The 26,167-nt window shown below is 54.0% G+C and carries 22 protein-coding genes and 1 riboswitch; of the genes, 11 read left to right on the forward strand and 11 right to left on the reverse strand.

What is annotated here, in order from left to right:
• Window positions 1-3: 3 nt before the first annotated feature.
• Window positions 4-1,293 carry a phosphoribosylamine--glycine ligase gene (gene purD / locus HV243_RS23190; RefSeq protein WP_016157951.1) on the forward strand — a complete coding sequence of 430 codons (1,290 nt, stop codon included), beginning with the start codon at window positions 4-6 and terminating at the stop codon, window positions 1,291-1,293.
• On the opposite strand, the gene zraR is transcribed toward purD, so the two are convergent.
• Together zraR and zraS are read right to left on the reverse strand one after the other, a co-directional pair.
• Window positions 1,290-2,615, reverse strand: coding sequence for a sigma-54-dependent response regulator transcription factor ZraR (gene zraR, locus HV243_RS23195; protein WP_053389760.1), 1,326 nt, complete (start codon window positions 2,613-2,615; stop codon window positions 1,290-1,292). The genes purD and zraR overlap by 4 nt on opposite strands.
• Window positions 2,616-2,620: 5 nt before the next feature.
• A complete protein-coding gene (zraS, locus tag HV243_RS23200; protein ID WP_053389759.1) occupies window positions 2,621-4,006 on the reverse strand; it encodes a two-component system sensor histidine kinase ZraS in 1,386 nt (461 codons plus the stop codon).
• 264 nt (window positions 4,007-4,270) lie between these two features.
• Between zraS and zraP the strand changes: the two genes are divergently transcribed.
• Entirely contained in the window at window positions 4,271-4,711 is a 441-nt protein-coding gene (gene zraP, locus HV243_RS23205; protein WP_016155316.1) for a zinc resistance sensor/chaperone ZraP, read from the forward strand.
• A 59-nt stretch (window positions 4,712-4,770) separates the two neighbouring features.
• Here the strand turns inward: zraP and HV243_RS23210 are convergent, their stop codons facing one another.
• The 6 genes from HV243_RS23210 to nudC all read right to left on the reverse strand — a co-directional run bounded on the left by HV243_RS23210 (window position 4,771) and on the right by nudC (window position 9,129).
• Window positions 4,771-5,463 carry a DUF1481 domain-containing protein gene (locus HV243_RS23210; protein WP_016155315.1) on the reverse strand — a complete coding sequence of 231 codons (693 nt, stop codon included), beginning with the start codon at window positions 5,461-5,463 and terminating at the stop codon, window positions 4,771-4,773.
• Window positions 5,464-5,474: 11 nt separating this feature from the next.
• A complete protein-coding gene (gene hupA / locus HV243_RS23215) occupies window positions 5,475-5,747 on the reverse strand; it encodes a nucleoid-associated protein HU-alpha (RefSeq protein WP_001044509.1) in 273 nt (90 codons plus the stop codon).
• Window positions 5,748-5,933: 186 nt separating this feature from the next.
• The gene (locus HV243_RS23220; protein WP_003842015.1) at window positions 5,934-6,524 is read right to left on the reverse strand and encodes a YjaG family protein; all 591 of its coding nucleotides are present in this window, start codon (window positions 6,522-6,524) and stop codon (window positions 5,934-5,936) included.
• Between the two features lie 33 nt (window positions 6,525-6,557).
• A complete protein-coding gene (gene nfi, locus HV243_RS23225) occupies window positions 6,558-7,238 on the reverse strand; it encodes a deoxyribonuclease V (protein WP_047359002.1) in 681 nt (226 codons plus the stop codon).
• A 9-nt stretch (window positions 7,239-7,247) separates the two neighbouring features.
• Window positions 7,248-8,312: a uroporphyrinogen decarboxylase gene (gene hemE / locus HV243_RS23230; protein WP_046276272.1), complete on the reverse strand. Its 1,065-nt coding sequence runs from the start codon at window positions 8,310-8,312 to the stop codon at window positions 7,248-7,250.
• A 43-nt stretch (window positions 8,313-8,355) separates the two neighbouring features.
• Complete coding sequence (gene nudC / locus HV243_RS23235; protein ID WP_016155312.1) at window positions 8,356-9,129, reverse strand: NAD(+) diphosphatase; 774 nt, start codon at window positions 9,127-9,129, stop codon at window positions 8,356-8,358.
• A 96-nt stretch (window positions 9,130-9,225) separates the two neighbouring features.
• On the opposite strand from nudC, the gene HV243_RS23240 reads away from it, so the two are divergent.
• From HV243_RS23240 to thiH, 7 genes are all read left to right on the forward strand, one after another.
• Window positions 9,226-9,714: an Rsd/AlgQ family anti-sigma factor gene (locus tag HV243_RS23240; protein WP_016155311.1), complete on the forward strand. Its 489-nt coding sequence runs from the start codon at window positions 9,226-9,228 to the stop codon at window positions 9,712-9,714.
• A 49-nt stretch (window positions 9,715-9,763) separates the two neighbouring features.
• Window positions 9,764-9,886: riboswitch (TPP riboswitch) on the forward strand.
• Between the two features lie 83 nt (window positions 9,887-9,969).
• Entirely contained in the window at window positions 9,970-11,868 is a 1,899-nt protein-coding gene (thiC, locus tag HV243_RS23245; RefSeq protein ID WP_016155310.1) for a phosphomethylpyrimidine synthase ThiC, read from the forward strand.
• Window positions 11,868-12,503 carry a thiamine phosphate synthase gene (thiE, locus tag HV243_RS23250; protein ID WP_016157945.1) on the forward strand — a complete coding sequence of 212 codons (636 nt, stop codon included), beginning with the start codon at window positions 11,868-11,870 and terminating at the stop codon, window positions 12,501-12,503. The genes thiC and thiE overlap by 1 nt, the downstream gene beginning before the upstream one ends.
• The gene (locus tag HV243_RS23255) at window positions 12,496-13,254 is read left to right on the forward strand and encodes a HesA/MoeB/ThiF family protein (protein WP_053389758.1); all 759 of its coding nucleotides are present in this window, start codon (window positions 12,496-12,498) and stop codon (window positions 13,252-13,254) included. Before thiE ends, HV243_RS23255 begins: the two co-directional genes overlap by 8 nt.
• Window positions 13,235-13,435: a sulfur carrier protein ThiS gene (gene thiS, locus HV243_RS23260; RefSeq protein WP_016155307.1), complete on the forward strand. Its 201-nt coding sequence runs from the start codon at window positions 13,235-13,237 to the stop codon at window positions 13,433-13,435. The genes HV243_RS23255 and thiS overlap by 20 nt, the downstream gene beginning before the upstream one ends.
• Window position 13,436: 1 nt before the next feature.
• On the forward strand, window positions 13,437-14,207 hold the full coding sequence (gene thiG / locus HV243_RS23265) for a thiazole synthase (protein ID WP_047415991.1): 771 nt from the start codon (window positions 13,437-13,439) through the stop codon (window positions 14,205-14,207).
• Window positions 14,204-15,337, forward strand: coding sequence for a 2-iminoacetate synthase ThiH (gene thiH, locus HV243_RS23270; RefSeq protein WP_053389757.1), 1,134 nt, complete (start codon window positions 14,204-14,206; stop codon window positions 15,335-15,337). Before thiG ends, thiH begins: the two co-directional genes overlap by 4 nt.
• A gap of 120 nt (window positions 15,338-15,457) precedes the next feature.
• Here the strand turns inward: thiH and HV243_RS23275 are convergent, their stop codons facing one another.
• On the reverse strand, window positions 15,458-15,670 hold the full coding sequence (locus HV243_RS23275) for an RNA chaperone/antiterminator CspA (RefSeq protein ID WP_016155304.1): 213 nt from the start codon (window positions 15,668-15,670) through the stop codon (window positions 15,458-15,460).
• Window positions 15,671-16,760: 1,090 nt separating this feature from the next.
• On the opposite strand from HV243_RS23275, the gene HV243_RS23280 reads away from it, so the two are divergent.
• Both HV243_RS23280 and HV243_RS23285 read left to right on the forward strand, forming a co-directional pair.
• Window positions 16,761-17,066 carry a PTS sugar transporter subunit IIB gene (locus HV243_RS23280; RefSeq protein WP_016155303.1) on the forward strand — a complete coding sequence of 102 codons (306 nt, stop codon included), beginning with the start codon at window positions 16,761-16,763 and terminating at the stop codon, window positions 17,064-17,066.
• A gap of 4 nt (window positions 17,067-17,070) precedes the next feature.
• On the forward strand, window positions 17,071-17,388 hold the full coding sequence (locus HV243_RS23285) for a PTS lactose/cellobiose transporter subunit IIA (RefSeq protein WP_047415986.1): 318 nt from the start codon (window positions 17,071-17,073) through the stop codon (window positions 17,386-17,388).
• 147 nt (window positions 17,389-17,535) lie between these two features.
• Here HV243_RS23285 and rpoC read toward each other — a convergent pair whose 3' ends face one another.
• Both rpoC and rpoB read right to left on the reverse strand, forming a co-directional pair.
• Window positions 17,536-21,759 (reverse strand): DNA-directed RNA polymerase subunit beta', encoded by a 4,224-nt coding sequence (gene rpoC, locus HV243_RS23290; RefSeq protein ID WP_016155301.1) that lies wholly within the window; start codon window positions 21,757-21,759, stop codon window positions 17,536-17,538.
• A 76-nt stretch (window positions 21,760-21,835) separates the two neighbouring features.
• Entirely contained in the window at window positions 21,836-25,864 is a 4,029-nt protein-coding gene (rpoB, locus tag HV243_RS23295) for a DNA-directed RNA polymerase subunit beta (RefSeq protein ID WP_003033111.1), read from the reverse strand.
• Window positions 25,865-26,167 lie beyond the last annotated feature (303 nt).

Here is a 26,167-nt window from a genome sequence, read left to right on the forward strand (position 1 = left end):
ACGATGAAAGTATTAGTGATTGGCAACGGCGGGCGCGAACACGCGCTGGCCTGGAAAGCGGCGCAGTCGCCAAAAGTCGAAACGGTATTTGTCGCACCAGGCAACGCGGGCACCGCGCTGGAACCTGCGCTGCAAAACGTGGCAATCGGCGTGACCGATATTCCGGCGCTGCTGAGCTTTGCCCAGAATGAGAAGATCGATCTGACCATCGTTGGCCCAGAAGCGCCTCTGGTAATTGGCGTGGTCGATGCGTTTCGCGCCGCCGGTCTGAAAATCTTCGGCCCAACCGAAGGTGCAGCGCAGTTGGAAGGCTCCAAAGCCTTCACCAAAGATTTCCTTGCCCGTCATAACATTCCAACGGCGGAGTATCAGAACTTCACCGAGATTGAGCCTGCGCTGGCCTATCTGCGTGAGAAAGGCGCGCCGATCGTTATCAAGGCCGACGGCCTGGCCGCCGGTAAAGGCGTTATCGTCGCGATGACGCTGGAGGAAGCCGAAGCCGCCGTTCATGACATGCTGGCAGGTAACGCTTTTGGCGATGCGGGCCACCGTATCGTTATCGAAGAGTTCCTCGACGGTGAAGAAGCGAGCTTTATCGTGATGGTTGACGGCGAGCACGTGCTGCCAATGGCCACCAGCCAGGACCACAAACGCGTGGGCAACGGCGATACCGGTCCGAATACCGGCGGTATGGGCGCTTACTCACCTGCACCGGTGGTGACTGATGACGTTCATCAGCGCACCATGGAACGCATCATCTGGCCAACCGTAAAAGGCATGGCGGCGGAAGGGAACACTTACACCGGTTTCCTGTACGCGGGTCTGATGATCGACAAACAGGGCAACCCGAAGGTTATCGAGTTCAACTGCCGCTTCGGCGATCCGGAAACCCAGCCGATTATGCTGCGTATGAAATCGGATCTGGTGGAGCTGTGCCTTGCCGCCTGTGACGGCAAGCTGGATGAGAAAACCTCTGAGTGGGACGAACGCGCCTCTTTGGGCGTAGTGATTGCCGCAGGGGGTTATCCGGGCAACTACAATACTGGCGATGAGATCCACGGCCTGCCGCTGGAAGAAGTCGCTGACGGTAAAGTGTTCCACGCGGGCACCAAACTGTCTGCTGACGATCGCGTGCTGACCAACGGCGGTCGCGTCCTGTGCGCCACCGCGCTGGGCAACACCGTTGCCGAGGCGCAGCAGCGTGCCTACGCCCTGATGACCGACATCCGTTGGGACGGCAGCTTCAGCCGTAACGACATCGGCTGGCGCGCCATCGAACGTGAGCAAAACTAACGGCTGAGCTTAGCCAGCAGCGTTTTGCGCGTAATACCTAACTGACGGGCGGCTTCGGTTTTATTGCCGCCCGTTTTTTCCAGCGCCGCCAGAATCACTTCTTTTTCGACATCCACCAGCGGTTGGATCTCGCCACTGTATTCCGTTTTTATCGGTGTCGCGGCAATCGCCATCGGCAGCTCGCGTTCGGAAATATATTCCCCCGTTAGCAGCACCACCGAACGCTCAATCGCATTTTCCAGCTCACGGATATTACCCGGCCAGTCATAGTGGATCAGCAGATCCATCGCCTGCGGAGTAAAGCCTTTCACCGCTTTTCGATTACGTGTGGCAAAACGCTGGAGAAAATGTTCGGCCAGCAGAGGAATATCTTCCCGACGCTGGCACAGCGCTGGCATTTCAACAGTAATGACGTTCAGGCGATAGTAGAGATCCTGACGAAAGTGCCCGGCGTTAACTTCCTCCGCCAGATCGCGATGTGTGGCGGCGATCAGCCGGACATCAACCGCAATAGTCTGGTTGCTGCCAACCCGTTGCACTTCCCGCTCCTGGATAGCCCGCAGCAGACGCACCTGCATTAGCGGTGAGATATCGCCAATTTCATCAAGAAATAACGTGCCGCCTTCGGCTTCCACAAAGCGCCCTTCCCGCCGCTTATCCGCGCCAGTAAACGCGCCTTTCTCATGTCCAAAAAGTTCGGACTCCAGCAGCGACTCATTAAGCGACGCACAGTTCAGCGTCACCAGCGGTTTATCACAGCGGGCACTGCTGGCATGCAGCGCCCGGGCCACCAGCTCTTTCCCCGTACCGGAGTCTCCGTGAATGAGCACCGTTGCATCCGAGGGCGCAACCATCGCGATTTCATTGATCAACTGCCGCATCGCCGGACTGCTGCCAATCATGCCAAACTGCGCAGCCGACCCTGACGGCAGTTCAGCGCCCGTTTCCCGCGTATGCGCCAGCGCCTTTTCCAGCGTCTCCTGCAGGCAATCAAAATCCAGCGGCTTGATTAAGTAGTCCAGCGCCCCGGTTTTCAGCGCCTCAACGGCGGTCTCCACGCTGGAGAACGCCGTCATGATCAATACCGGAATCGCCGAATTCAGCGCTTTAATCTCTTTCAGCGTTGCGATGCCGTCCATCTCCGCCATACGCACATCGCACAGCACTAAATCAAATACGCGTTCACGCACCTGTTCCAGTGCCGCTTGCCCGCTATAGGCCAGCGCGACCTCATAACCCCAGCCGCGCAGCAGCGCCTGTAAAATGGTACAGTGGCTGATATCGTCATCTACCACCAGAATATTGATTTTTCCGCGCGTCATCCTTGTTAATCCTGTTGTTTCGCGTTGGTCGGCAGCCAGAGGGTAAAGGTTGCGCCTTTGCCCTCAACACTTGCCACATGAATGGTACCACCGTGCTGTTCAATTATGTTCTGCACTACCGCCAGCCCAAGGCCGGTTCCATCCGCTTTAGTCGTGAAGTAAGGCGTAAAAATGGCCTCCAGCTGTTCCGCTGCAATCCCTTTCCCGCTATCAATAACCACGATTTTAACGCGATCGCCGCTGCTTTCACTCGCTTCAACCGTAATCGTGCCCTGACGACCAATCGCATGAATGGCGTTCAGATACAGATTCAACAGCACCTGAGTCAGTCGGTCGGGATCGGCCTGAATAGCGGGCAGCGTGGAACTGGCCGAAAAACGTAGCTGGATTTCCCGGCTTGCCGCATCCTGACTCACCAGGTTTAATGAGTGGGTGATGACCTCATTGAGATCCACCTGTTGCAGCGTCAGATGCGCAGGTTTCACCAGCTCCAGCAGCTCGCTCACCACCCGATTTAAACGGTCCGCCTCTTTCGCCATCACCTGCGCCAGCTCATGCGACTCACCACCAGGCGGAGTTCGTTCAGCAAAATACTTCGCTAAACCCTTGATCGATGAAAGCGGGTTTCGAATCTCATGCGCGACCCCGGCCGCCAGATGTCCGAGCGCCATCAGTTTTTCTTTACGCTTCATCGCATCCTGCAGTTCTTTGTACGAGCGCTGATAGCGTTGATACCAGAAGAACGTCAGCACAGTGGCCAGCAGCACGGCCGCCAGCGCAGACAGGACGATCAGGGTGTTACGCCACTCTCTTGCCTGAGTCGCAGCCAGATCGCTGGCATCAAAAGCGATAAATATGGTTTGTGCGGGGGGGATAAGCTGTCCGTCATTGCTGGCACAGCGCGCCATGCCATGACGTCCTGGACCATACATCGGCTGAAACTGACGATAAATTTCCAGGACCGGTGTTTTTTCACCGTCCCCCGTAGGCATGTCAATATTCCGCCAGCTTTCTTGTTCCCCGGGGCTTAGTTGCCGCAGGACATCCGGTGAATAGAGCGTTTTACCGACCATCGCGGAATTGCTGTGAGTAATAATGACGCCATGATCGTCAACGACGGCAAACCATAGCACGCCTGGTTGTACGGCCATTTCCTCCAGCAGCGTCTGCTGTTGAGCATGATGCATGCGCATCCCCATACCTACGCGCGTACCAGACTCCAGAGCGCGGATGAGCACGCTGCCTTTTTCCAGTAGCGTTTGCCGCGCGGCGCCGCTTTCCCGCCCATAGTCCCGAATGGTCATAATCGAAAACCAACCGACCAAAATCAGGATTGCCGCCAGCAAGAGTCGGCTCAACCACTTGGCCGCCGTGTCCTTATAAAGACGCATACGCTCTCCCTTTATCCCACCTGTTCCTTTCATCGTTGCAGGTATACAGCAGAAATCATGCCATTTTTTCTCCGTGATAACCCTGCCCTCAGACACAAACCGCTGAAAGTAGCGGGTAAAAATGACCCGCCGGCGCGTTCTGGCGAGTCATTTTTACTCGTCGCCCTGTAAAGGCCACGACTACAACGCCCGCGGGACCGGGATTGCCGCTTTGGCACGGAAGATGCAATAGGAAATGTAATCTAACCAACAGGAGAACGACCCATGAAACGGAACAACAAACTGGCGCTGATTGCACTCTCTCTTATCGCGTTGGGCTCTACCCCGGCGCTGGCGCAGAATCACTGGGGATATGGTGATGGAATGCAGCAACGAGGCGGTACGCCAATGACCACTGAGCAGCAGGCTACCGCGCAGAAAATCTATGATGATTACTACTCGCAGACCAACGCCTTGCGCCAACAGCTGACCTCTAAACGTTATGAGTACAACGCGTTGCTAACAGCCAGCTCGCCAGACACAGCAAAAATTAATGCCGTGGCAAAAGAGATGGAGGCGTTGAATCAGTCACTGGATGAGCAGCGCGTTAAACGCGATGTCGCAATGGCCCAGGCAGGCGTACCTCGCGGAGCGGGAATGGGCTACGGCGGGTGCGGCGGTGGCGGTAACCATCGCGGTGGCCATATGGGAATGGGCCACTGGTAAACGGTTTTTGCCGGATGGCGGCCTCACCTTATCTGGCCCGATGTCCTGGCATCAGGTTTTCAGAAGGTTTTGGCAGTAGGCTGCCAGTGACAAAAATCTTCATTAGCAACCAGCAGTAGCTGCGACCCTTCGGGCGCTTCCAGCCATGCCACACTCACTTCTACAGATGAATGGCTCTGGCGGCGCTCAATGTGGTTTATCGCCCACGATTCCAGATCGGGCTTCAGTGTTTCACCTTCACAGGTCGTGACTGTGTTATTCGCATGCCAGCGTCCCTGACGCAATATCACCCGTCCCTGACGCAACGCATCGCTGGTCTGGCGGATTTGATCGGCACGATAGCGGTAAAGCGCAATTTGATCGCTGGAAAGCTGCTGCTTTTGCCCATCGACTTCACGCTGCATGAAACTCAGTTCGCCCCGGTCATCGAAGCGTATACGGACATGTTCCGGTGGTTGACTGTAAGTGTTGAGTTCTATCAGCGAGAGCGAATCACCCTGCCAGCGGTATTCACTGGTGGTGGTATCGCCTTTACGCCACGGACTAAATACCGAGAGCAAGTGAACATCGTCGCTGGAATCTTTACGCCAAATGCGTACCGCCCCCTGATCGCCAACATAGCCGCTGGCCGTGAATGGAGGAAGCTCAGAGTGGCGACTACAGGCAGACAGTAACAGCACACCTGAAAGCCAAAGCGAATGACGCCAGATAGACAAAAGGGGCGAAACCGCCCCTTCGATAAAACTGTTCACTGCCACGCGAATTACTTAACCGCGTCTTTCAGTGCTTTACCAGAAACAAATGCCGGTACGTTAGCTGCGGCAATTTTGATTTCTTTACCGGTCTGCGGGTTGCGGCCAGTGCGCTCAGCACGGTGGTTCACTTTGAAGGTACCGAAACCAACCAGTTGTACAGCATCGCCTTCTTTCAGAGACTCAGTAATAGCAGCCAGAGTGGATTCCAGAGCAGCTTTAGCCTGTGTTTTAGACAGTTCTGCTTTGTCTGCAATTACATCAATCAGTTGAGTCTTGTTCATAAGTTATCCTTACAATGTGTTTATCGCTTGCTAAGCATCGAGTGCGACGGAAATGCCAGAAAAGCACTCTCCTGCATACACGCACCGATAGCCACTTTTTTTCGCCCCCCAAATGTAGACCAGACCGGGGGCGGATGGGAAGCCTTCAGGCACGACAAATCAGGCGTTAAATCACGTTTTATGGTGTCATTGCTGAAAATTTATACCAATATTGCTCTCGCCAGCCTCGCGCAGGTCTGCACGAAGCCCTTTTATCAGCTCAATATCGCGTTCTTCACAGTCGGCTAAAAGTCGGAAAATTTCCCACTGAATATCCCATTCTTGCTCAACGGCCGGGTTCTCTTTGAGCTCTTCATCGGTCATTTCACGACCAGCCTGGGTCATTTCCAGCATCGCAACCGTCGTAATCGAAGCCTTACTAACCTCAATTGCATGTTCCAGCGTTTCACCGCTAAGACGCGAATGCATCAGTTCGCTTAATGCCACACAGGCATCAATCGCCGGATAAACGCCGTACAAATCGTAATCGTCTGCTGAAGGAATAGCCTCTTCAAATTTTTCCAACTGGCTATCGAAATTGATTTTCGCGTCTTTAACCGTCAACGCTTCCCAAATCAAATCCAGAATTCGGCGGTAAATTTGTCCATCGCCAAATTCGGTTTGCTTACAGAACATGGCGTAGTTGGGGTACATGCGTTCGCACAGACAGGCCATAAACGTGACGTGCTGCCAGCTTTCCAGCTTCTCCAGACGCAGGTGAATCGGATTTTGTAACATGATGAGTTCTCAAATACGGAAATTAGCGGCAGTTTACCCGATATGGGGCGTTTTTGCTGCAAGCCGCGTAAAAGCAGGGCGTTCGGATGCCACCGCATCTGCCCAGCGTGTTGGTTCGGGCAGACGATAGCCGTTCATACAGCGTTGTACCCACGCTAACGCGCTGTCCTGGTTCACGCGATGACCCGTAGAGATAAACAGCGGGTTACAGCGTGCTTTGCTGCGCCAAACCCATGCCAGCTGTTCGCCTTTATCCAACAACGGCGCTAACGCTCCAGGTTCGGCGGCGAGCGGCTCAAACTTGCCGCACAACCGTTTTTTCGCCACGCCAATCGTCGGGACATCCACCAGCAGGCCAAAATGGCTGGCCACGCCCAGACGGCGAGGGTGAGAGATCCCGTGACCGTCAACGAACAGCAGATCAGGCTTGTGCGAAAGCTGCTGCCAGGCGGCCATCAGCGCGGGTGTTTCGCGAAAGGAGAGAAAGCCAGGAATGTAGGGCATGGTGGTGGCGATTCGCGCCACCGTGTATTCAACCAGTTCCAGCGAGGGGTACTTCAGTAAGACCATCGCGGCTCGCGTCACTTCGCCCCCCTGCTCGAACCCAACGTCCGCCCCGCCGATCAGATCCGGTGGATCGTTCCTCAGGCGATCCTCGCGGATCACTGAAGAGGCCAGTTCAAGCTGCTGCGCGCGTAATGACGCAAGATCCATAATGACTCCTTAGCGGTGGTACTGTTCAGACAACCGATGTACCGCCTCCACAAAGACACCCGCATGCTCTGGCGGGACATCCTGATGAATGCCGTGGCCCAGGTTAAAGACATGGCCTTCACCCTGACCAAAACCGGCCAGAATCGTCGCCACCTCTTCTTCGATGCGGGCTGGCGGCGCATACAGCATGGACGGATCCATATTGCCCTGCAGTGCCACTTTATGACCTACACGACGACGCGCATCGGCAATGTCAGTGGTCCAGTCCAGACCTAACGCATCACAGCCGGTTTCCGCCATCGCTTCCAGCCACTGACCACCGCCTTTAGTGAACAGCGTCACCGGTACGCGACGACCTTCGTTCTCGCGCATCAGGCCGTCGACGATTTTGTGCATGTAATACAGGGAGAACTGCTGATAGTCGCGACCGGTCAGCACACCGCCCCAGGTGTCGAAAATCATTACCGACTGCGCGCCCGCTTTGATCTGCGCGTTCAGGTACAGAGTGACGCTCTTCGCCAGCTTATCAAGCAGCAGATGCAGCGCCTTTGGATCGGCGTACATCATCTTTTTAATCACGGTGAAGGCCTTACTACTGCCGCCTTCGACCATATAGGTCGCCAGTGTCCACGGGCTACCGGAGAAGCCGATCAGCGGCACTTCGCCTTTCAGTTCACGGCGGATAGTGCGCACCGCATTCATCACATACCCCAGCTCATCTTCCGGGTCCGGGATCGGCAGTTTGTCGACGTCAGCCTTGCTGGCGATCGGTGAGGTAAAGCGTGGGCCCTCTCCGGCTTCAAAATACAGCCCAAGTCCCATCGCATCGGGAATCGTCAGGATATCCGAAAAGAGGATCGCCGCATCAAGCTTATAGCGACGCAGCGGCTGCAGCGTAACTTCGCAGGCCAGCTCGGCATTTTTGCACAGCGCCATAAAATCGCCCGCTTCGGCACGCGTGGCTTTATATTCCGGTAGATAGCGGCCCGCCTGGCGCATCATCCATACCGGAGTGACATCAACGGGCTGGCGCAGCAGCGCACGCAGATAACGATCGTTCTTCAGTTCGGTCATTTTTCCATTCCTTGAGCTATTTCACGCCAGTGTAACATGTGTGTCACTCATACTCTGCCCGACAGAGGGCGACAGTATCTTCAATCAATCGACGCGCGACGGTGCCCGGCGGGGGCAGGAGCGGTAAATCGTCGTAGCGATACCAGTTCGCTTCCAGCAGTTCTTTCGGGTCAATAACAATTTCGCCGCTATCATACTCCGCCATAAATGCGGTCATCAAAGACTGTGGGAACGGCCACGGCTGAGAAGTGACGTAGCGCAGGTTTTTTACCTTAATGCCGCTCTCTTCCATGACTTCGCGCGCCACCGCCTGCTCGAGGGTCTCGCCCACTTCGACAAAACCCGCCAGCACGGTATGCACGCCGTTACGATGGCGAACATGTTGGGCAAGCAGGATAGCGTCGTCACGGCGAATAGCAACGATAATGCAGGGGGCAATTTGCGGGTAGTAGCGTTCTCGACAGTGGCTACACAGCATCGCCCATTCCGTTTTACTCGGGTGCATGGGATGACCGCAGTAACCGCAGAATTTATGTGAGCGGTAGAACTCGGCCAGTTGTACGCCGCGTCCGGCCAGTTGAAACAGGCCAACATCCTGGTCAATGACCTGGCGCACAGACCCCATATCGTGCCGACGCTGCTGCTGCACCAGCCAGACCGTCTCCCCTTCCCATTCGCCTATAGGAAGTGCGCGCTGCCCGGTTAGATCAAAACTTGCTGCGTCGCCGTAAGGCAGTTCGCCATGAGGCAACCATAACTTTTGCTCATGACTGACAATCCACCAGCCGCTATCTAATTTTTCAATTATACGATCCATATCTCTTGCGCAACCTTTGCTTCACAGGCATGTTGTTTACATTATTTTTACATTTACGGGTGAGCCGTTCCTAAACACCATCTTGCGGAGTCAATCATGCTAAACCAGCTGGAAAGCCTGACGGAGCACGTCGGAGGAAGTAACAAACTGGTTGATCGCTGGCTACATGTACGTAAGCACCTGCTCGTGGCTTACTACAATCTGGTTGGCATTAAGCCTGGCAAAGAATCGTACATGCGGCTCAATGAAAAGGCGCTGGATGATTTTTGCCAGAGCCTGGTCGATTACCTTTCCACCGGACACTTCAGTATTTATGAACGTATTCTCCATAAATTGGAAGGGAACGGGCAGCTTTTAAAAGCCACAAAAATTTGGCCGCTCCTGGAAGCCAATACGCAACTGATCATGGACTACTATGATTCCAGTCTGGAGACCGCCATTGATCACGATAACTTCCTTGAATTTCAACAGGCCTTATCGGATATCGGCGAGGCGCTGGAAGCCCGGTTCGTGCTGGAAGATAAGCTGATCATGCTGGTTTTTGATGCGATGCACGAGAGTGGCATGATCAAACGTCCTGCTTGAGATTTGCGACATTAACGCGTAATTTACATTCATTACCTCTTTTTGAGGTTACTTCTTGTCGGAGTGCTTATTTTCCACAGCAGCATGAGTGGAAAAGGCTGAGACCGTTAATTCGGGATCCGCGGAACCTGATCAGGTTAAAACCTGCGAAGGGAACAAGAGTCAATCTACAACCGTATCGCCCTTTGGCGTTCGTCTCTCTTGCTTCATCCGTCGTCTGACAAGCCATATCCTTACTTTTATTTGGAATGAGCTATGTCTGCCACTACTAAACCATCACGCCGCGAACAGCGCGCCCAAGCCCAACACTTTATCGACACGCTGGAAGGTACCGCCTTTCCTAACTCAAAACGTATCTACATCACCGGTTCGCAGGCGGATATTCGCATCCCGATGCGCGAAATCCAGCTAAGTCCTACGCTGATTGGTGGTACGAAAGACAACCCGCAGTTTGAAGAGAACGAAGCCGTGCCGGTGTACGACACCTCCGGGCCGTACGGCGATCCTGATGTGGCGATTAACGTTCAGCAGGGTCTGGCGAAACTGCGCCAGCCGTGGATTGCGGCGCGTAATGATAGCGAAGAATTAGACGACCGTAGCTCCGCTTATACCAAAGAACGTCTGGCCGACGATGGCCTGGACGAGCTGCGTTTCAGCGGCCTGCTGACGCCAAAACGCGCCAAAGCCGGCAAGCGCGTTACCCAGTTGCACTATGCCCGTCAGGGGATGGTTACCCCGGAGATGGAATTTATCGCCATCCGTGAAAACATGGGCCGCGAGCGCATTCGTAGTGAAGTGCTGCGCCATCAGCATCCAGGGATGAACTTTGGCGCTCGCCTGCCGGAAAACATCACCCCGGAATTCGTGCGTGATGAAGTCGCTGCGGGCCGCGCGATTATTCCTGCCAACATCAACCACCCGGAATCCGAGCCGATGATCATCGGCCGCAACTTCCTGGTGAAGGTGAACGCCAACATCGGTAACTCGGCGGTGACCTCCTCCATTGAAGAAGAGGTGGAGAAGCTGGTGTGGTCGACCCGCTGGGGCGCAGATACGGTGATGGACCTCTCTACCGGCCGCTATATTCACGAAACCCGCGAGTGGATCCTGCGTAACAGCCCGGTGCCGATCGGTACCGTACCGATCTACCAGGCGCTGGAGAAGGTTAACGGGATCGCCGAAGATCTCACCTGGGAAGCCTTCCGCGACACGCTGCTCGAACAAGCCGAACAGGGCGTCGACTACTTCACCATTCACGCGGGCGTACTGCTGCGCTACGTGCCGATGACCGCCAAACGCCTGACAGGTATTGTCTCGCGCGGCGGTTCGATCATGGCGAAATGGTGTCTCTCTCATCACAAAGAGAACTTCCTGTTTGAACATTTCCGCGAGATTTGCGAAATCTGTGCCGCCTATGACGTTTCGCTCTCTCTCGGCGACGGCCTGCGTCCAGGCTCGATTCAGGATGCCAACGACGAGGCGCAGTTCTCCGAGCTGCATACGCTGGGCGAACTGACCAAAATCGCCTGGGAATACGACGTGCAGGTGATGATTGAAGGCCCGGGTCATGTGCCGATGCATATGATCCAGCGCAATATGACCGAAGAGCTGGAGCACTGCCATGAAGCGCCGTTCTACACCTTAGGGCCGTTGACGACAGATATCGCGCCGGGCTATGACCACTTCACCTCCGGCATTGGTGCGGCGATGATCGGTTGGTTTGGCTGTGCGATGCTGTGCTACGTCACGCCAAAAGAGCACCTTGGCCTGCCGAACAAAGAAGACGTGAAGCAAGGGCTGATTACCTACAAGATTGCCGCCCACGCCGCTGATTTAGCCAAAGGCCATCCGGGTGCGCAGATCCGCGATAACGCCATGTCGAAAGCGCGCTTCGAATTCCGCTGGGAAGACCAGTTTAACCTCGCACTCGACCCATTCACCGCCCGCGCCTATCACGATGAAACCCTGCCCCAGGAGTCCGGCAAGGTTGCCCACTTCTGCTCCATGTGCGGGCCGAAGTTCTGCTCGATGAAAATCAGCCAGGAGGTCCGCGACTACGCCGCCGCACAAACCATTGAAATCGGAATGGCGGATATGTCGGAGAACTTCCGCGCCAAAGGCGGCGAAATCTACCTCAAAAAAGAGGAGGCGTGATGTACCAGCCTGATTTCCCGACCGTGCCGTTCCGCCTCGGGCTTTACCCGGTGGTAGACAGCGTTGAATGGATTGAACGCTTGCTGCAGGCAGGTGTGCGCACGATCCAACTGCGCATTAAAGATAAACGTGATGAAGAGGTCGAAGCCGACGTCATTGCCGCCATAGAGTTGGGGCGTCGCTATGACGCTCGCCTGTTTATCAACGATTACTGGAGTCTGGCAATTAAGCACAACGCGTACGGCGTGCATTTGGGCCAGGAAGACCTCGAAACCACCGACCTGAAGGCGATTCAGGCGGCGGGGCTACGCCTGGGTGTTTCCACTCACGATGATATGGAGATAGACGTAGCGCTGGCTGCTAAGCCTTCTTATATCGCGCTGGGTCATGTCTTCCCGACGCAAACCAAGCAGATGCCGTCGGCCCCGCAGGGTCTCACGCAGCTGGCAAGCCATAGTAAACGACTGGCGGATTACCCCACTGTCGCTATCGGCGGCATCAGCCTTGAGCGCGCCCCAGCGGTGCTGGCGACCGGCGTTGGCAGTATTGCCGTGGTCAGCGCCATAACCCACGCCGCAGACTGGCAGGCAGCCACGGCGCAGCTACTGGACATTGCGGGAGCCGGCGATGAATGACCGCGATTTTATGCGCTACAGCCGCCAGATCCTGCTCGCCGACATTGCCATTGAGGGCCAACAAAAGCTGCTCGATAGCCATGTGCTGATCGTCGGTTTAGGTGGGCTCGGCTCGCCTGCGGCACTGTATCTGGCGGGAGCGGGCGTCGGCACGCTGACGTTGGCGGACGATGATGACGTTCATCTGAGCAACCTGCAACGGCAAATATTGTTCACCACCGATGATATCGCCCGCCCGAAAGCACAGGCGGCAAAGCGACATCTGGCATGCCTTAATCCGGACAGCGAGCTGGTCGTCCTTGAGCAGCGGCTGACCGGTGAGGCGCTCCGGCATGCGGTAGCGCGTGCCGACGTGGTGCTCGACTGTACCGACAACATGGCGACGCGCCAGGAAATTAACGCCGCCTGCGTGATGCTCAACACTCCGCTCATCACCGCCAGCGCTGTGGGCTTTGGCGGCCAGCTAATGGTACTGACGCCACCGTGGGAACAAGGCTGTTACCGTTGCCTGTGGCCGGATGATGTAGAGCCGGAACGCAACTGCCGCACCGCCGGCATCGTCGGCCCGGTTGTGGGCGTGATGGGCACCTTGCAGGCGCTGGAGGCGATTAAATTACTCAGCGGCATTGAAACTCCCAATGGAGAGCTACGCCTGTTCGACGGTAAAACCAGCCAGTGGCGCAGCCTCGCGCTGCGTCGTGCCAGCGGCTGCCCGGTCTGCGGAGGACAACATGCAGATTCAGTTCAATGATGAGCCGATGCAGTGCGCCGAGGGACAAACCGTCAGCGGGCTGCTCACTGCGCTAAATCAACTTAAACCGGGAGCGGCGCTGGCGCTCAATCAGCAGATCCTGCCGCGCGAGCAGTGGGAGCAGCAAATCGTGCAGGAAGGCGACCAGATCCTGCTTTTTCAGGTTATTGCAGGGGGTTGATATGTTACGTATTGCCGACAAAACGTTTGATTCACATCTGTTCACCGGCACCGGAAAATTTGCTTCGTCGCAGCTGATGGTCGAGGCGATTCGCGCCTCCGGCAGCCAGTTGGTGACGCTGGCGATGAAGCGCGTGGATTTGCGCCAGCACAACGATGCCATTCTGGCCCCACTTATCGACGCGGGGGTGACGCTACTGCCTAACACCTCTGGGGCGAAAACCGCGGAAGAGGCTATTTTCGCCGCCCAGCTGGCACGTGAAGCGCTGGGCACAAACTGGCTAAAATTAGAAATCCACCCGGACGCCCGCTGGCTATTGCCGGATCCGATTGAAACGTTAAAAGCCGCGGAAGCATTGGTGAAACTGGGCTTTGTGGTGCTGCCCTACTGCGGCGCGGATCCGGTGCTGTGTAAGCGGCTGGAAGAGGTCGGCTGCGCGGCGGTAATGCCGCTCGGCGCGCCCATCGGTTCTAATCAGGGACTGGAAACGAAAGCGATGCTGGAGATTATTATCCAACAGGCAACCGTACCGGTGGTGGTTGATGCGGGTATTGGCGTCCCCAGCCACGCCACACAGGCGCTGGAAATGGGTGCCGACGCAGTGCTGGTCAACACGGCAATCGCCGTGGCCGACTGCCCGGTCACGATGGCTACCGCCTTCCGTCTGGCGGTTGAAGCGGGCCTTCTGGCGCGCCAGGCGGTACCAGGAAGCAAAAGTTCGCAGGCAAGCGCCACCAGCCCGTTAACCGGATTCCTGGAGGCCTTCGTATGAAAACGTTCAGCGACCGCTGGCGCCAGCTTGACTGGGATGACATCCGCCTGCGTATCAACGGTAAAACCGCCGCTGACGTGGAGCACGCCCTCAACGCTTCACAGCTTAGTCGCGACGATCTGATGGCGTTGCTCTCCCCTGCCGCCGCCGACTTTCTGGAGCCGTTGGCACAGCGAGCGCAGCGCCTGACCCGGCAGCGCTTCGGCAACACGGTCAGCTTTTATGTGCCGCTGTATCTCTCGAATCTTTGCGCCAACGACTGCACCTACTGCGGCTTTTCCATGAGCAACCGTATCAAACGCAAAACGCTGGACGAAGATGAGATAAAACGAGAGTGTACCGCTATCCGTGAGCTGGGTTTTGAGCATCTGTTGTTGGTCACCGGTGAACATCAGACAAAAGTCGGAATGGATTACTTTCGTCGCCATTTGCCCACCATTCGCCGCCAGTTTGCCTCGTTGCAGATGGAAGTTCAGCCGCTGTCAGAGGCTGAATATGCGGAGCTGAAGATGCTGGGACTGGATGGCGTGATGGTGTATCAGGAGAGCTATCATGAGGCGATTTACGCTCGCCACCATCTGAAGGGGAAAAAGCAGGATTTCTTCTGGCGACTGGAAACGCCGGACAGGCTGGGCCGCGCAGGGATCGACAAAATCGGTCTTGGCGCGTTGATTGGTTTGTCCGACAGCTGGCGGGTCGATTGCTATATGGTAGCTGAACATCTGCTGTGGATGCAGCAGCATTACTGGCAGAGCCGCTACTCCATCTCCTTCCCTCGCCTGCGCCCATGCACCGGTGGCGTTGAACCCGCATCGATCATGGACGAGCGACAGTTGGTCCAAACCATTTGCGCGTTTCGTTTACTGGCGCCAGAAATTGAGCTGTCGCTCTCCACCCGCGAATCGCCATGGTTCCGTGATCATGTGATCCCGCTGGCGATCAACAACGTCAGCGCCTTCTCAAAAACACAGCCCGGCGGTTATGCCGATAACCATCCTGAACTGGAACAGTTCTCCCCACACGACGCCCGTCGCCCAGAAGCCGTTGCTGAAGCACTAATGGCGCAGGGGTTACAGCCCGTGTGGAAGGACTGGGACAGCTATCTGGGACGCGCTTCGCAGATACCGTAAGTCCGGAGCAATCGCATAAAACGAAAAAACCCGCTTTCGCGGGTTTTTTCTTCACTGTCACTTAACTGCTCAGGCTCTGGCCTTCATCGCTATCGTAAGCATTAGTGAAATTATCGGCGATTACAGCGCGACAACGTTAACAGCAGACGGGCCTTTAGCGCCATTCTCCACAGAGAACTCCACTTTTTGACCTTCGTCTAATGTTTTAAAATCGTTACTCTGGATAGCAGAGAAATGCACAAACACGTCCTTGCTACCGTCCTGAGGAGTGATAAAGCCGAAGCCTTTCTCAGAGTTAAACCATTTTACTAAACCAGTCATTTTGTTAGACATAGATACTTCCTTTCATATTTTTGAGCCGCTTAAGCAGCGAAGATGGCCTGTTTTGCAGAAATTAACTTATGGGGCACTTAGGGAGGAGGCTCATGAAGAAGAGTATCTGAGGATAACGCTTGAACTGAGAACTGCTTTACTAAAACTGCTTTCATAAGGTCTGTGTATCAAACCGATGTTGCTATAGTAGACTTACTTCTAATCAATAAGCAAGCATTAATTTATTTAATAATCGCTCAGCGCCGAAATGTTACACCATCGCGGTTGAGCATTTCAGGTAACAACTTGATCTAAAATGAACAAAAGCCCTGACCATTGCAGTCAGGGCTTTAAGTTACTACACACTTCAAATTTAACATTAATAAACTTAACGATTTAATACTGCTGATGGTACTACTTTAAAATGTACACGTTTACTACAGATAATATTGGATATTGATACTAACTAAAACCGTCCTCTATTTACCGTTAAACACATTCCACCCACTTGATAATAAAACTCAAGGCTGGTGACCTAAACAAGTACACTTCCCCTCGCGACATATACTCTTTGATGCGTTGCCTTATTTCCCTTGCGATAACCAGAAAACAGAAACCGCAAACATTTACTATTAAATCATGGCGTTACATCGTCGCGTTTTACTAACTATTTGCGATTAGATATATCAACTACGTGGCCTGAAAGCATTGTCGAGGTGAATAAATAGCGTTTTCAGCATCGACTATCCCATACAAAAATACTTCGTGGCCTTTATCGCAACCCCCAATCAAGCTCTACTAACACTTACTACGTTAACAGCAAACTACAATTTCTCCGCTGTTAAGTATTAACATACGGGTTTAAAAAACGCTGTCAATACTGTTTTTTATAACATGTCTTTATTAACAGTGATTATATATTCCTGCATATGATAAATGGGTCAACAATCGCCAACTCAGGGCCAGATCGTAGGGTTGAGCCTCTTTTTGTAACCGGTTTCAGAAAAAGTGACTTTCTTTGTGATGCTTTGCACACAATCGTTGCAAAGCAGTTGTTGCTGCGGCTGGCTCGCGATAATTATCAACCCACACATGTTGATCGAGACTGCTTATGAAAAACATCGTTTTATGCTGTGCCGCCGGAATGTCCACCAGCATGCTGGTGCAAAAGATGAAAGATGCCGCCCAGAAAAAAGGAGTCGACGTCACTATCAAAGCGGTCCCGGTGGCTGAGTTTGAAGAGAATATCGCCACTGCGGATATCGTATTGCTCGGCCCACAGGTTAAGTATGAACAGGCCAAGCTGCAGGCGCTCGCCGACCCGCTAGGAAAAAAAGTCGCCGTTATCGATATGATGGATTACGGCATGATGAAAGGCGATGCGGTACTGGACAAAGCGCTGAAACTACTGGAGTGATGGCATGGAAGAGTTAGAAACGATCATCATGGAATTATTGGTAAACGCCGGAGCTGCGCGCAGTCAAGCCCTGACGGCGTTGCAACTGGCGCGTAAAGGTGATTTCGCCGGGGCAGAACACGCGATGATAGAATCACGCGAGTATGTTAAACAAGCACATAAAATCCAGACCCAGCTGATCGGAATTGACGAAGGTACCGGCAAACTACCGGTTAATCTCATCACCGTCCATTCCCAGGACCACCTGATGAATGCCATGGTGATTCAGGATCTGGCAGGCGATATGATTGAACTGTATCGACGCTTGCCACCAGTAAACTGATCGGATGGCGTAAGCCGTAGGCCTCATAAGCCTGGCGTCATCATGCCGGATGGCAGCTGATGCCTTATCCGGCCAACATAATACATCTTAAATCCATCGACATAAAAAAACCCGCCGAAGCGGGTTTTTTATTAGTGTCAGCAACGATTAATCGTTGTCAGAACCGCCCAGGCCTGCGTTCAGCAGTTCTGCCAGGCTGGCAGACGCATCTTCAGCAGTCACCTGCGGAGCAGCTGGCAGTTCGCCCGCTGCGCGGCGGCGCATACGATCCTGGTGGTACGCATAACCGGTACCCGCCGGGATCAGACGACCCACGATAACGTTCTCTTTCAGACCGCGCAGTTCATCACGTTTACCTGCAACAGCGGCTTCGGTCAGGACACGCGTGGTTTCCTGGAACGATGCTGCAGAGATGAAGGACTCGGTTGCCAGAGACGCTTTGGTGATACCCAGCAGATCGCGGGAGAATGTTGCACCCACTTTGCCGTTCGCTTCCAGATCGCGGTTAGCAATCTTGACGCGGGAGTATTCAACCTGCTCGCCTTCCAGGAAGTCGGAGCTACCAGCGCTTTCGATGGTGGCTTTACGCAGCATCTGACGAACGATAACTTCGATGTGCTTATCGTTAATCTTAACGCCCTGCAGACGGTATACGTCCTGAACTTCGTTAACGATATAACGAGTTACAGCATGCACACCACGCAGACGCAGGATGTCGTGCGGCGCTTCCGGACCGTCGGAAACAACGTCACCACGTTCTACACGTTCACCTTCGAACACGTTGAGCTGACGCCATTTCGGAATCATCTCTTCGTACGGCTCGCTACCGTCTACCGGGGTGATAACCAGACGACGTTTACCTTTGGTTTCTTTACCGAAGGAAATGATGCCGCTGATTTCAGCCAGGATTGCCGGCTCTTTCGGACGACGTGCTTCGAACAGGTCCGCAACGCGCGGCAGACCACCGGTAATATCCTTGGTACCGCCGGATTCCTGCGGAACACGCGCCAGGGTGTCACCAGAACTGATCTGTACGCCATCTTCCAGCTGAACAATCGCTTTACCCGGCAGGAAGTACTGAGCAGGCATATCGGTGCCTGGGATCAGAACGTCGTTGCCCTGAGCATCAACAATTTTCAGTGCCGGACGCAGGTCTTTACCACCCGCAGTACGTTCTGCAGAATCCAGAACCACCAGAGAAGACAGACCGGTCAGCTCGTCGGTCTGACGAGTAATGGTCTGGCCGTCGATCATGTCAGTGAAGCGGACGAAACCACTCACTTCGGTGATAACCGGCATGGTGTGCGGATCCCAGTTCGCTACGGTTTCGCCGCCAGCAACCTGTTCGCCATCACCCTTCGCCATAACGGAGCCGTAAGGCACTTTATAGCTTTCTTTGGTACGGCCGAATTCGTCGATCAGTTTCAGTTCGGTGTTACGTGAGGTGATAACCAGTTTACCGCTGGAGTTAACAACCGACTTCGCATTGCTCAGACGGATGCTACCTTTGTTTTTCACCTGGATGCTGGATTCAGCAGCCGCACGAGATGCCGCACCACCGATGTGGAACGTACGCATCGTCAGCTGTGTACCCGGTTCACCGATGGACTGTGCCGCGATAACGCCGATTGCTTCACCTTTATTGATGATGTGGCCACGCGCCAGGTCACGACCATAGCAGTGCGCACATACACCAAAGTCGGTGTCACAGGATACAACGGAACGGACTTTGACGGAGTCAACGGAGTTCTCTTCCAGCAGGTCACACCACTGTTCGTGCAGCAGCGTGTTGCGTGGAACTAGAATATCCGCCGTACCCGGCTTCAGAACGTCTTCAGCAGTCACACGACCCAGAACGCGATCGCGCAGCGGTTCTTTAACATCACCACCCTCGATAACCGGGGTCATGGTGATGCCTTCCAGCGTGCCGCAATCGTCTTCAGTAACAACCAAGTCCTGCGCGACGTCAACCAGACGACGGGTCAGATAACCGGAGTTCGCTGTTTTCAGTGCGGTATCCGCCAGACCTTTACGAGCACCGTGAGTAGAGATGAAGTACTGGAGTACGTTCAGACCTTCACGGAAGTTCGCGGTGATTGGCGTTTCGATGATGGAGCCATCTGGCTTAGCCATCAGACCACGCATACCGGCCAGCTGACGAATCTGTGCTGCAGAACCACGCGCACCGGAGTCGGCCATCATGTAGATGCTGTTGAAGGAAACCTGCTGCTCTTCTACGCCGTCACGGTTAATCACGGTTTCGGTTTGCAGGTTATCCATCATCGCTTTGGATACACGATCGTTCGCCGCAGCCCAGATATCGATAACTTTGTTATAGCGTTCGCCCGCGGTTACCAGACCAGACTGGAACTGCTCCTGGATCTCAGCAACTTCAGCTTCCGCTTCAGAGATGATCTCGTGTTTCTTCTCTGGGATGACCATGTCATCAATACCAACAGATGCACCTGAACGCGCTGCATAAGCAAAGCCGGTGTACATTGTCTGGTCAGCGAAGATAACGGTCGGTTTCAGGCCCAGAATGCGGTAACAGGTGTTCAGCATTTTGGAGATTGCTTTCTTGCCCAACGCCTGGTTGACGATGGAGAAAGGCAGACCTTTCGGTACGATCATCCACAGAATGGCGCGACCAACGGTCGTGTCTTTCAGGCTGGTGTGCGCAACGAATTCGCCGTTTTCATCTTTTTCGTATTCAGTGATACGCACTTTAACGCGCGCATGCAGAGAGGCCAGACCTGCGCGATAGATACGCTCAGCTTCTTTCGGGCCAGTCAGCACCATGCCTTCGCCTTTGGCGTTAACACAGTCACGGGTCATGTAGTACAGACCCAATACAACGTCCTGAGACGGAACGATGATAGGTTCGCCGTTCGCCGGAGACAGGATGTTGTTGGTAGACATCATCAGCGCACGCGCTTCGAGCTGGGCTTCCAGCGTCAGCGGTACGTGAACAGCCATCTGGTCACCATCGAAGTCGGCGTTATATGCCGCACAAACCAGCGGGTGCAGCTGGATAGCTTTACCTTCGATCAGTACCGGTTCAAATGCCTGGATACCCAGACGGTGCAGGGTTGGTGCACGGTTCAGCAGTACCGGGTGTTCGCGGATAACTTCGTCCAGGATATCCCAAACGACAGCTTCTTCACGCTCAACCATTTTCTTAGCGGCTTTGATGGTGGTGGCCAGGCCACGCAGTTCCAGCTTGCCGTAAATGAACGGTTTGAACAGTTCCAGTGCCATTTTCTTCGGCAGACCGCACTGATGCAGACGCAGGTATGGACCTACGGTGATTACAGAACGACCGGAGTAGTCAACACGCTTACCGAGCAGGTTCTGACGGAAACGACCCTGTTTACCTTTGATCATATCGGCCAAAGATTTCAGAGGACGTTTGTTAGAACCGGTGATCGCACGACCACGACGACCGTTATCCAGCAGGGCGTCAACCGCTTCCTGCAGCATACGTTTTTCGTTACGTACGATAATGTCCGGCGCAGCCAGATCCAGCAGACGTTTCAGACGGTTGTTACGGTTGATCACGCGACGGTACAGATCGTTCAGATCTGATGTTGCGAAACGACCACCATCCAGCGGAACCAGCGGACGCAGATCTGGCGGCAGAACCGGCAGAACGGTCAGGATCATCCACTCTGGCTTGTTGCCAGACTGTACGAATGCTTCCAGCAGTTTGATACGTTTGGTCAGCTTCTTACGCTTGGTTTCGGAGTTGGTTTCGTTCAGCTCTTCGCGCAGAGTTTCGCACTCTTGCTCCAGATCCATGCTCTTCAGCAGGGCCTGGATTGCTTCCGCACCCATCTTCGCGTCGAATTCGTCACCGAACTCTTCCAGCGCGTCCAGATACTGCTCTTCAGTCAGGATCTGTTGACGTTCCAGGTTAGTCATACCGCCTTCGATAACCACATAAGATTCGAAGTACAGTACGCGTTCGATATCGCGCAGCGGCATATCGAGCAGCAGACCGATACGGGACGGCAGAGATTTCAGGAACCAGATGTGAGCGGTCGGAGACGCCAGCTCGATGTGGCCCATACGCTCACGGCGTACTTTAGTCTGGGTCACTTCAACGCCGCACTTCTCACAGATCACTCCACGGTGTTTCAGGCGCTTGTACTTACCGCACAGGCACTCATAGTCTTTTACCGGCCCAAAGATACGGGCGCAGAAAAGGCCGTCACGTTCAGGTTTGAACGTACGGTAGTTGATGGTTTCCGGCTTCTTAACTTCACCGAAAGACCATGAACGGATCATGTCTGGCGAGGCCAGAGCAATTTTGATCGCATCAAACTCTTCGGTTTTAGTCTGCGCTTTCAGAAACTTTAATAAATCTTTCACGGATTTGCTCCCGTCGGAGTTAGCACAATCTGGCGCTGGCTGTTACGCCAGCACCAGTGACCTGTTTGATCGAGAGTTACTCGTCTTCCAGCTCGATGTTGATACCCAGCGAACGAATCTCTTTCAACAGTACGTTGAAGGATTCCGGCATGCCTGGTTCCATCTGATGGTTGCCGTCCACGATGTTTTTATACATCTTAGTACGACCGTTCACGTCATCAGACTTAACGGTGAGCATTTCCTGCAGGGTGTATGCCGCGCCGTATGCTTCAAGCGCCCACACTTCCATCTCCCCGAAGCGCTGACCACCGAACTGAGCCTTACCACCCAGCGGCTGCTGAGTAACCAGGCTGTAAGAACCGGTAGAACGCGCATGCATCTTGTCATCAACCAGGTGGTTCAGTTTCAGCATGTACATGTAGCCAACGGTAACCTGGCGCTCGAACTGCTCACCGGTACGACCGTCGAACAGTGTGATCTGACCGGAAGTCGGCAGGCCACCCAGCTGTAACAGTTCCTTGATTTCAGACTCTTTCGCACCGTCGAACACCGGCGTTGCAATCGGCATACCTTTTTTCAGGTTTTCAGCCAGACGCAGAACTTCTTCATCGCTGAAGGTATTCAGGTCAACTTTCTGACGAACATCTGAACCCAGATCGTAAGCACGCTGGATGAATTCGCGCAGTTTCGCGACTTCCTGCTGCTGTTTCAGCATGGCGTTGATCTTATCGCCGATACCTTTCGCAGCCATACCCAGGTGGGTTTCAAGGATCTGACCGATGTTCATACGCGATGGTACGCCCAGCGGGTTCAGCACGATATCTACCGGCGTACCGTTAGCATCGTGTGGCATATCTTCGATCGGGTTGATCTTAGAGATTACACCCTTGTTACCGTGACGACCTGCCATCTTATCACCAGGCTGGATCCGACGTTTAACCGCCAGATAAACCTTAACAATCTTCAGCACGCCCGGTGCCAGATCGTCGCCCTGAGTGATTTTACGGCGTTTCGCTTCGAGTTTTTTCTCGAACTCGTGTTTCAGTTCGTCGTACTGCTCAGCCAGTTGTTCCAGCTGATTTTGTTTCTCTTCGTCGGTCAGGCCGAGTTCTAACCAGCGATCGCGCGGCAGTTTGTCGAGTTTTTCAGCTTCAACACCACCGGAAACCAGCACAGCGTAGATACGGCTGAACAGGCCAGCTTCGAGGATCTGCAGTTCTTCAGACAGGTCTTTTTTCGCCTGCTTCAGCTGCATCTCTTCGATTTCCAGCGCACGTTTGTCTTTTTCTACGCCATCGCGAGTAAAGACCTGAACGTCGATAATCGTACCGGAAACACCGTTTGGCACGCGCAGAGAAGAGTCTTTAACGTCAGACGCTTTCTCACCGAAGATCGCACGCAGCAGCTTCTCTTCTGGCGTCAGCTGGGTTTCACCTTTCGGCGTTACCTTACCAACCAGAATGTCGCCACCGGTTACTTCCGCGCCGATATAAACGATACCGGATTCATCCAGTTTGGAGAGCGCAGCTTCACCCACGTTCGGGATGTCAGCGGTGATCTCTTCCGGCCCCAGCTTGGTGTCACGGGACACACATGCCAGTTCCTGAATGTGGATGGTGGTGAAACGGTCTTCCTGGACAACACGCTCAGATACGAGGATGGAGTCTTCGAAGTTGTAACCATTCCATGGCATGAATGCCACGCGCATGTTCTGACCGAGCGCCAGTTCACCGAGGTCGGTGGACGGACCGTCTGCCAGCACATCACCACGTTCAACCGGCTCGCCCAGAGATACGCAAGGCATCTGGTTGATACAGGTGTTCTGGTTAGAACGGGTGTATTTGGTCAGGTTATAAATGTCGATACCTGCTTCGCCCGGGTACATCTCGTCTTCGTTAACTTTGATAACGATACGGGAAGCATCCACGTACTGGACAGTACCGCCACGTTTAGCAACCGCGGTAACACCGGAGTCGACGGCAACAGCACGTTCCATACCGGTACCAACCAGCGGCTTATCAGCGCGCAGAGTCGGAACCGCCTGACGTTGCATGTTCGCACCCATCAATGCACGGTTGGCGTCATCGTGTTCCAGGAACGGGATCAGGGACGCACCGACGGATACCACCTGCTGGGTGGATACGTCCATGTAGTCAACCTGGTCACGGCTGAACAAGCTGGATTCGCCTTTGCTACGGCAGGTAACCAGATCTTCTACAAAGTGGCCTTCGTCATCCAGGTTGGAGTTCGCCTGAGCGATAACGTAGTTGCCTTCTTCGATAGCAGACAGGTAATGAATTTCGTCAGTTACAACACCGTCGGTCACTTTACGGTACGGAGTCTCGAGGAAGCCGTATTCGTTAGTCTGTGCGTACACAGACAAGGAGTTGATCAGACCGATGTTCGGACCTTCAGGCGTTTCGATTGGACATACGCGACCGTAGTGAGTCGGGTGTACGTCTCGAACTTCGAAGCCTGCGCGTTCACGGGTCAAACCGCCTGGGCCGAGTGCAGAGATACGACGTTTGTGCGTAATCTCAGACAGCGGGTTGTTCTGGTCCATAAACTGAGACAGCTGGCTGGAACCAAAGAACTCTTTCACTGCTGCAGAAATTGGCTTAGCGTTGATCATATCCTGAGGCATCAGGGTATCCAGATCGCCTAGAGACAGACGCTCTTTCACCGCACGCTCAACACGTACCAGGCCAACGCGGAACTGGTTTTCCGCCATTTCGCCTACGGAACGGATACGACGGTTACCGAGGTGGTCGATATCATCGACTTCGCCTTTACCGTTACGGATATCGATGAGCTTCTTCATCACTTCGATGATGTCATCTTTGCTCAGGATACCGGAACCTTCGATTTCGTCGCGCAGCAGAGAACGGTTGAACTTCATACGACCAACCGCAGACAGGTCATAGCGGTCTTCGGAGAAGAACAGGTTCTCGAACAGGCTTTCAGCAGCTTCACGCGTCGGCGGCTCACCAGGGCGCATCATGCGGTAGATTTCTACCAGCGCGCTCAGACGATCGTTGGTTGGGTCGACACGTACAGTTTCAGAAATGTACGGACCGTGGTCCAGATCGTTGGTGAACAGCGTTTCGATACGCTTGTGGCCAGACTGGCTCAGCTTAGCCAGCAGATCCAGACTCAGCTCCATGTTAGCTGCGCAGATCAGCTCGCCAGTAGATTCGTCAACGTAGTCTTTAGCCGCAACTTTACCAGCAATGTATTCAACCGGAACTTCGATATGTTTGATATCGTCTTTTTCCAGCTGGCGAATGTGGCGCGCAGTGATGCGACGGCCTTTTTCGACGTAGACTTTGCCGTTAGCTTCGATGTCAAAGGAGGCGGTTTCACCACGCAGGCGTTCCGGCACCAGTTCCATCTGCAGCTTGTTGTCACGAATTTCGAAAACAACTTTCTCAAAGAACAGGTCAAGGATCTGCTCAGTGGTGTAGTTCAGTGCACGCAGAATAATGGTCGCAGGCAGTTTACGGCGACGGTCAATACGTACGAACAGGTTGTCCTTCGGATCGAATTCGAAGTCCAGCCAGGAACCACGGTAAGGGATGATACGCGCGTTATACAGCACTTTACCCGAAGAGTGGGTTTTACCTTTGTCGGAGTCAAAGAAGACGCCAGGACTACGGTGCAGCTGAGAAACGATAACACGTTCGGTACCGTTGATAACAAAGGTACCGTTGTCTGTCATGAGCGGAATTTCGCCCATGTAGACTTCTTGTTCTTTAATGTCTTTTACGGTGCCTTCCGGCGCTTCGCGCTCGTAGATCACCAGGCGCAGTTTTACGCGCAGCGGTGCGGAATAGGTCACGCCACGGATCTGACATTCCTGAACGTCAAACACCGGTTCGCCAAGGCGGTAGCTGACGTATTGCAGCTCGGAATTACCGCTGTAGCTCTGAATCGGGAAAACGGAACGGAAAGCTGCTTCCAGACCATACTGCCCTTCAGGATCTTGCTCGATGAACTTCTGAAACGAGTCAAGCTGGATAGAAAGGAGATAAGGTATGTCCAACACTTGCGGACGTTTACCAAAATCCTTACGAATACGTTTTTTCTCGGTATAGGAGTAAACCATTAGGGTTCCTCAGCTCGCTGACAAGTCGACCCATCTGTCCGACGAAGGGACAGTTTGTGCAACACTATTTTGTTGACCGGAAAATCGAATACTTTCCGCAATGCCTGTTGCTATCACGCTTAAACCATTTCATTGCGATTTACACAGAACTGACGTTCTGTCGCAGTATATTAAGACGTCGATAGAAACAAGCATTGAAAGGCACAGCAGTAGTCAAACAGTGTGAAATGCTACTGGCGCCTTACAGCGCAAAAAGGCTGGTGACTAAAAAGTCACCAGCCATCAGCCTAATTTCTTAGGCTG

It is taken from the genome of Citrobacter sp. RHBSTW-00599 (assembly GCF_013784065.1).
Taxonomy (GTDB): Bacteria; Pseudomonadota; Gammaproteobacteria; order Enterobacterales; family Enterobacteriaceae; genus Citrobacter; species Citrobacter braakii.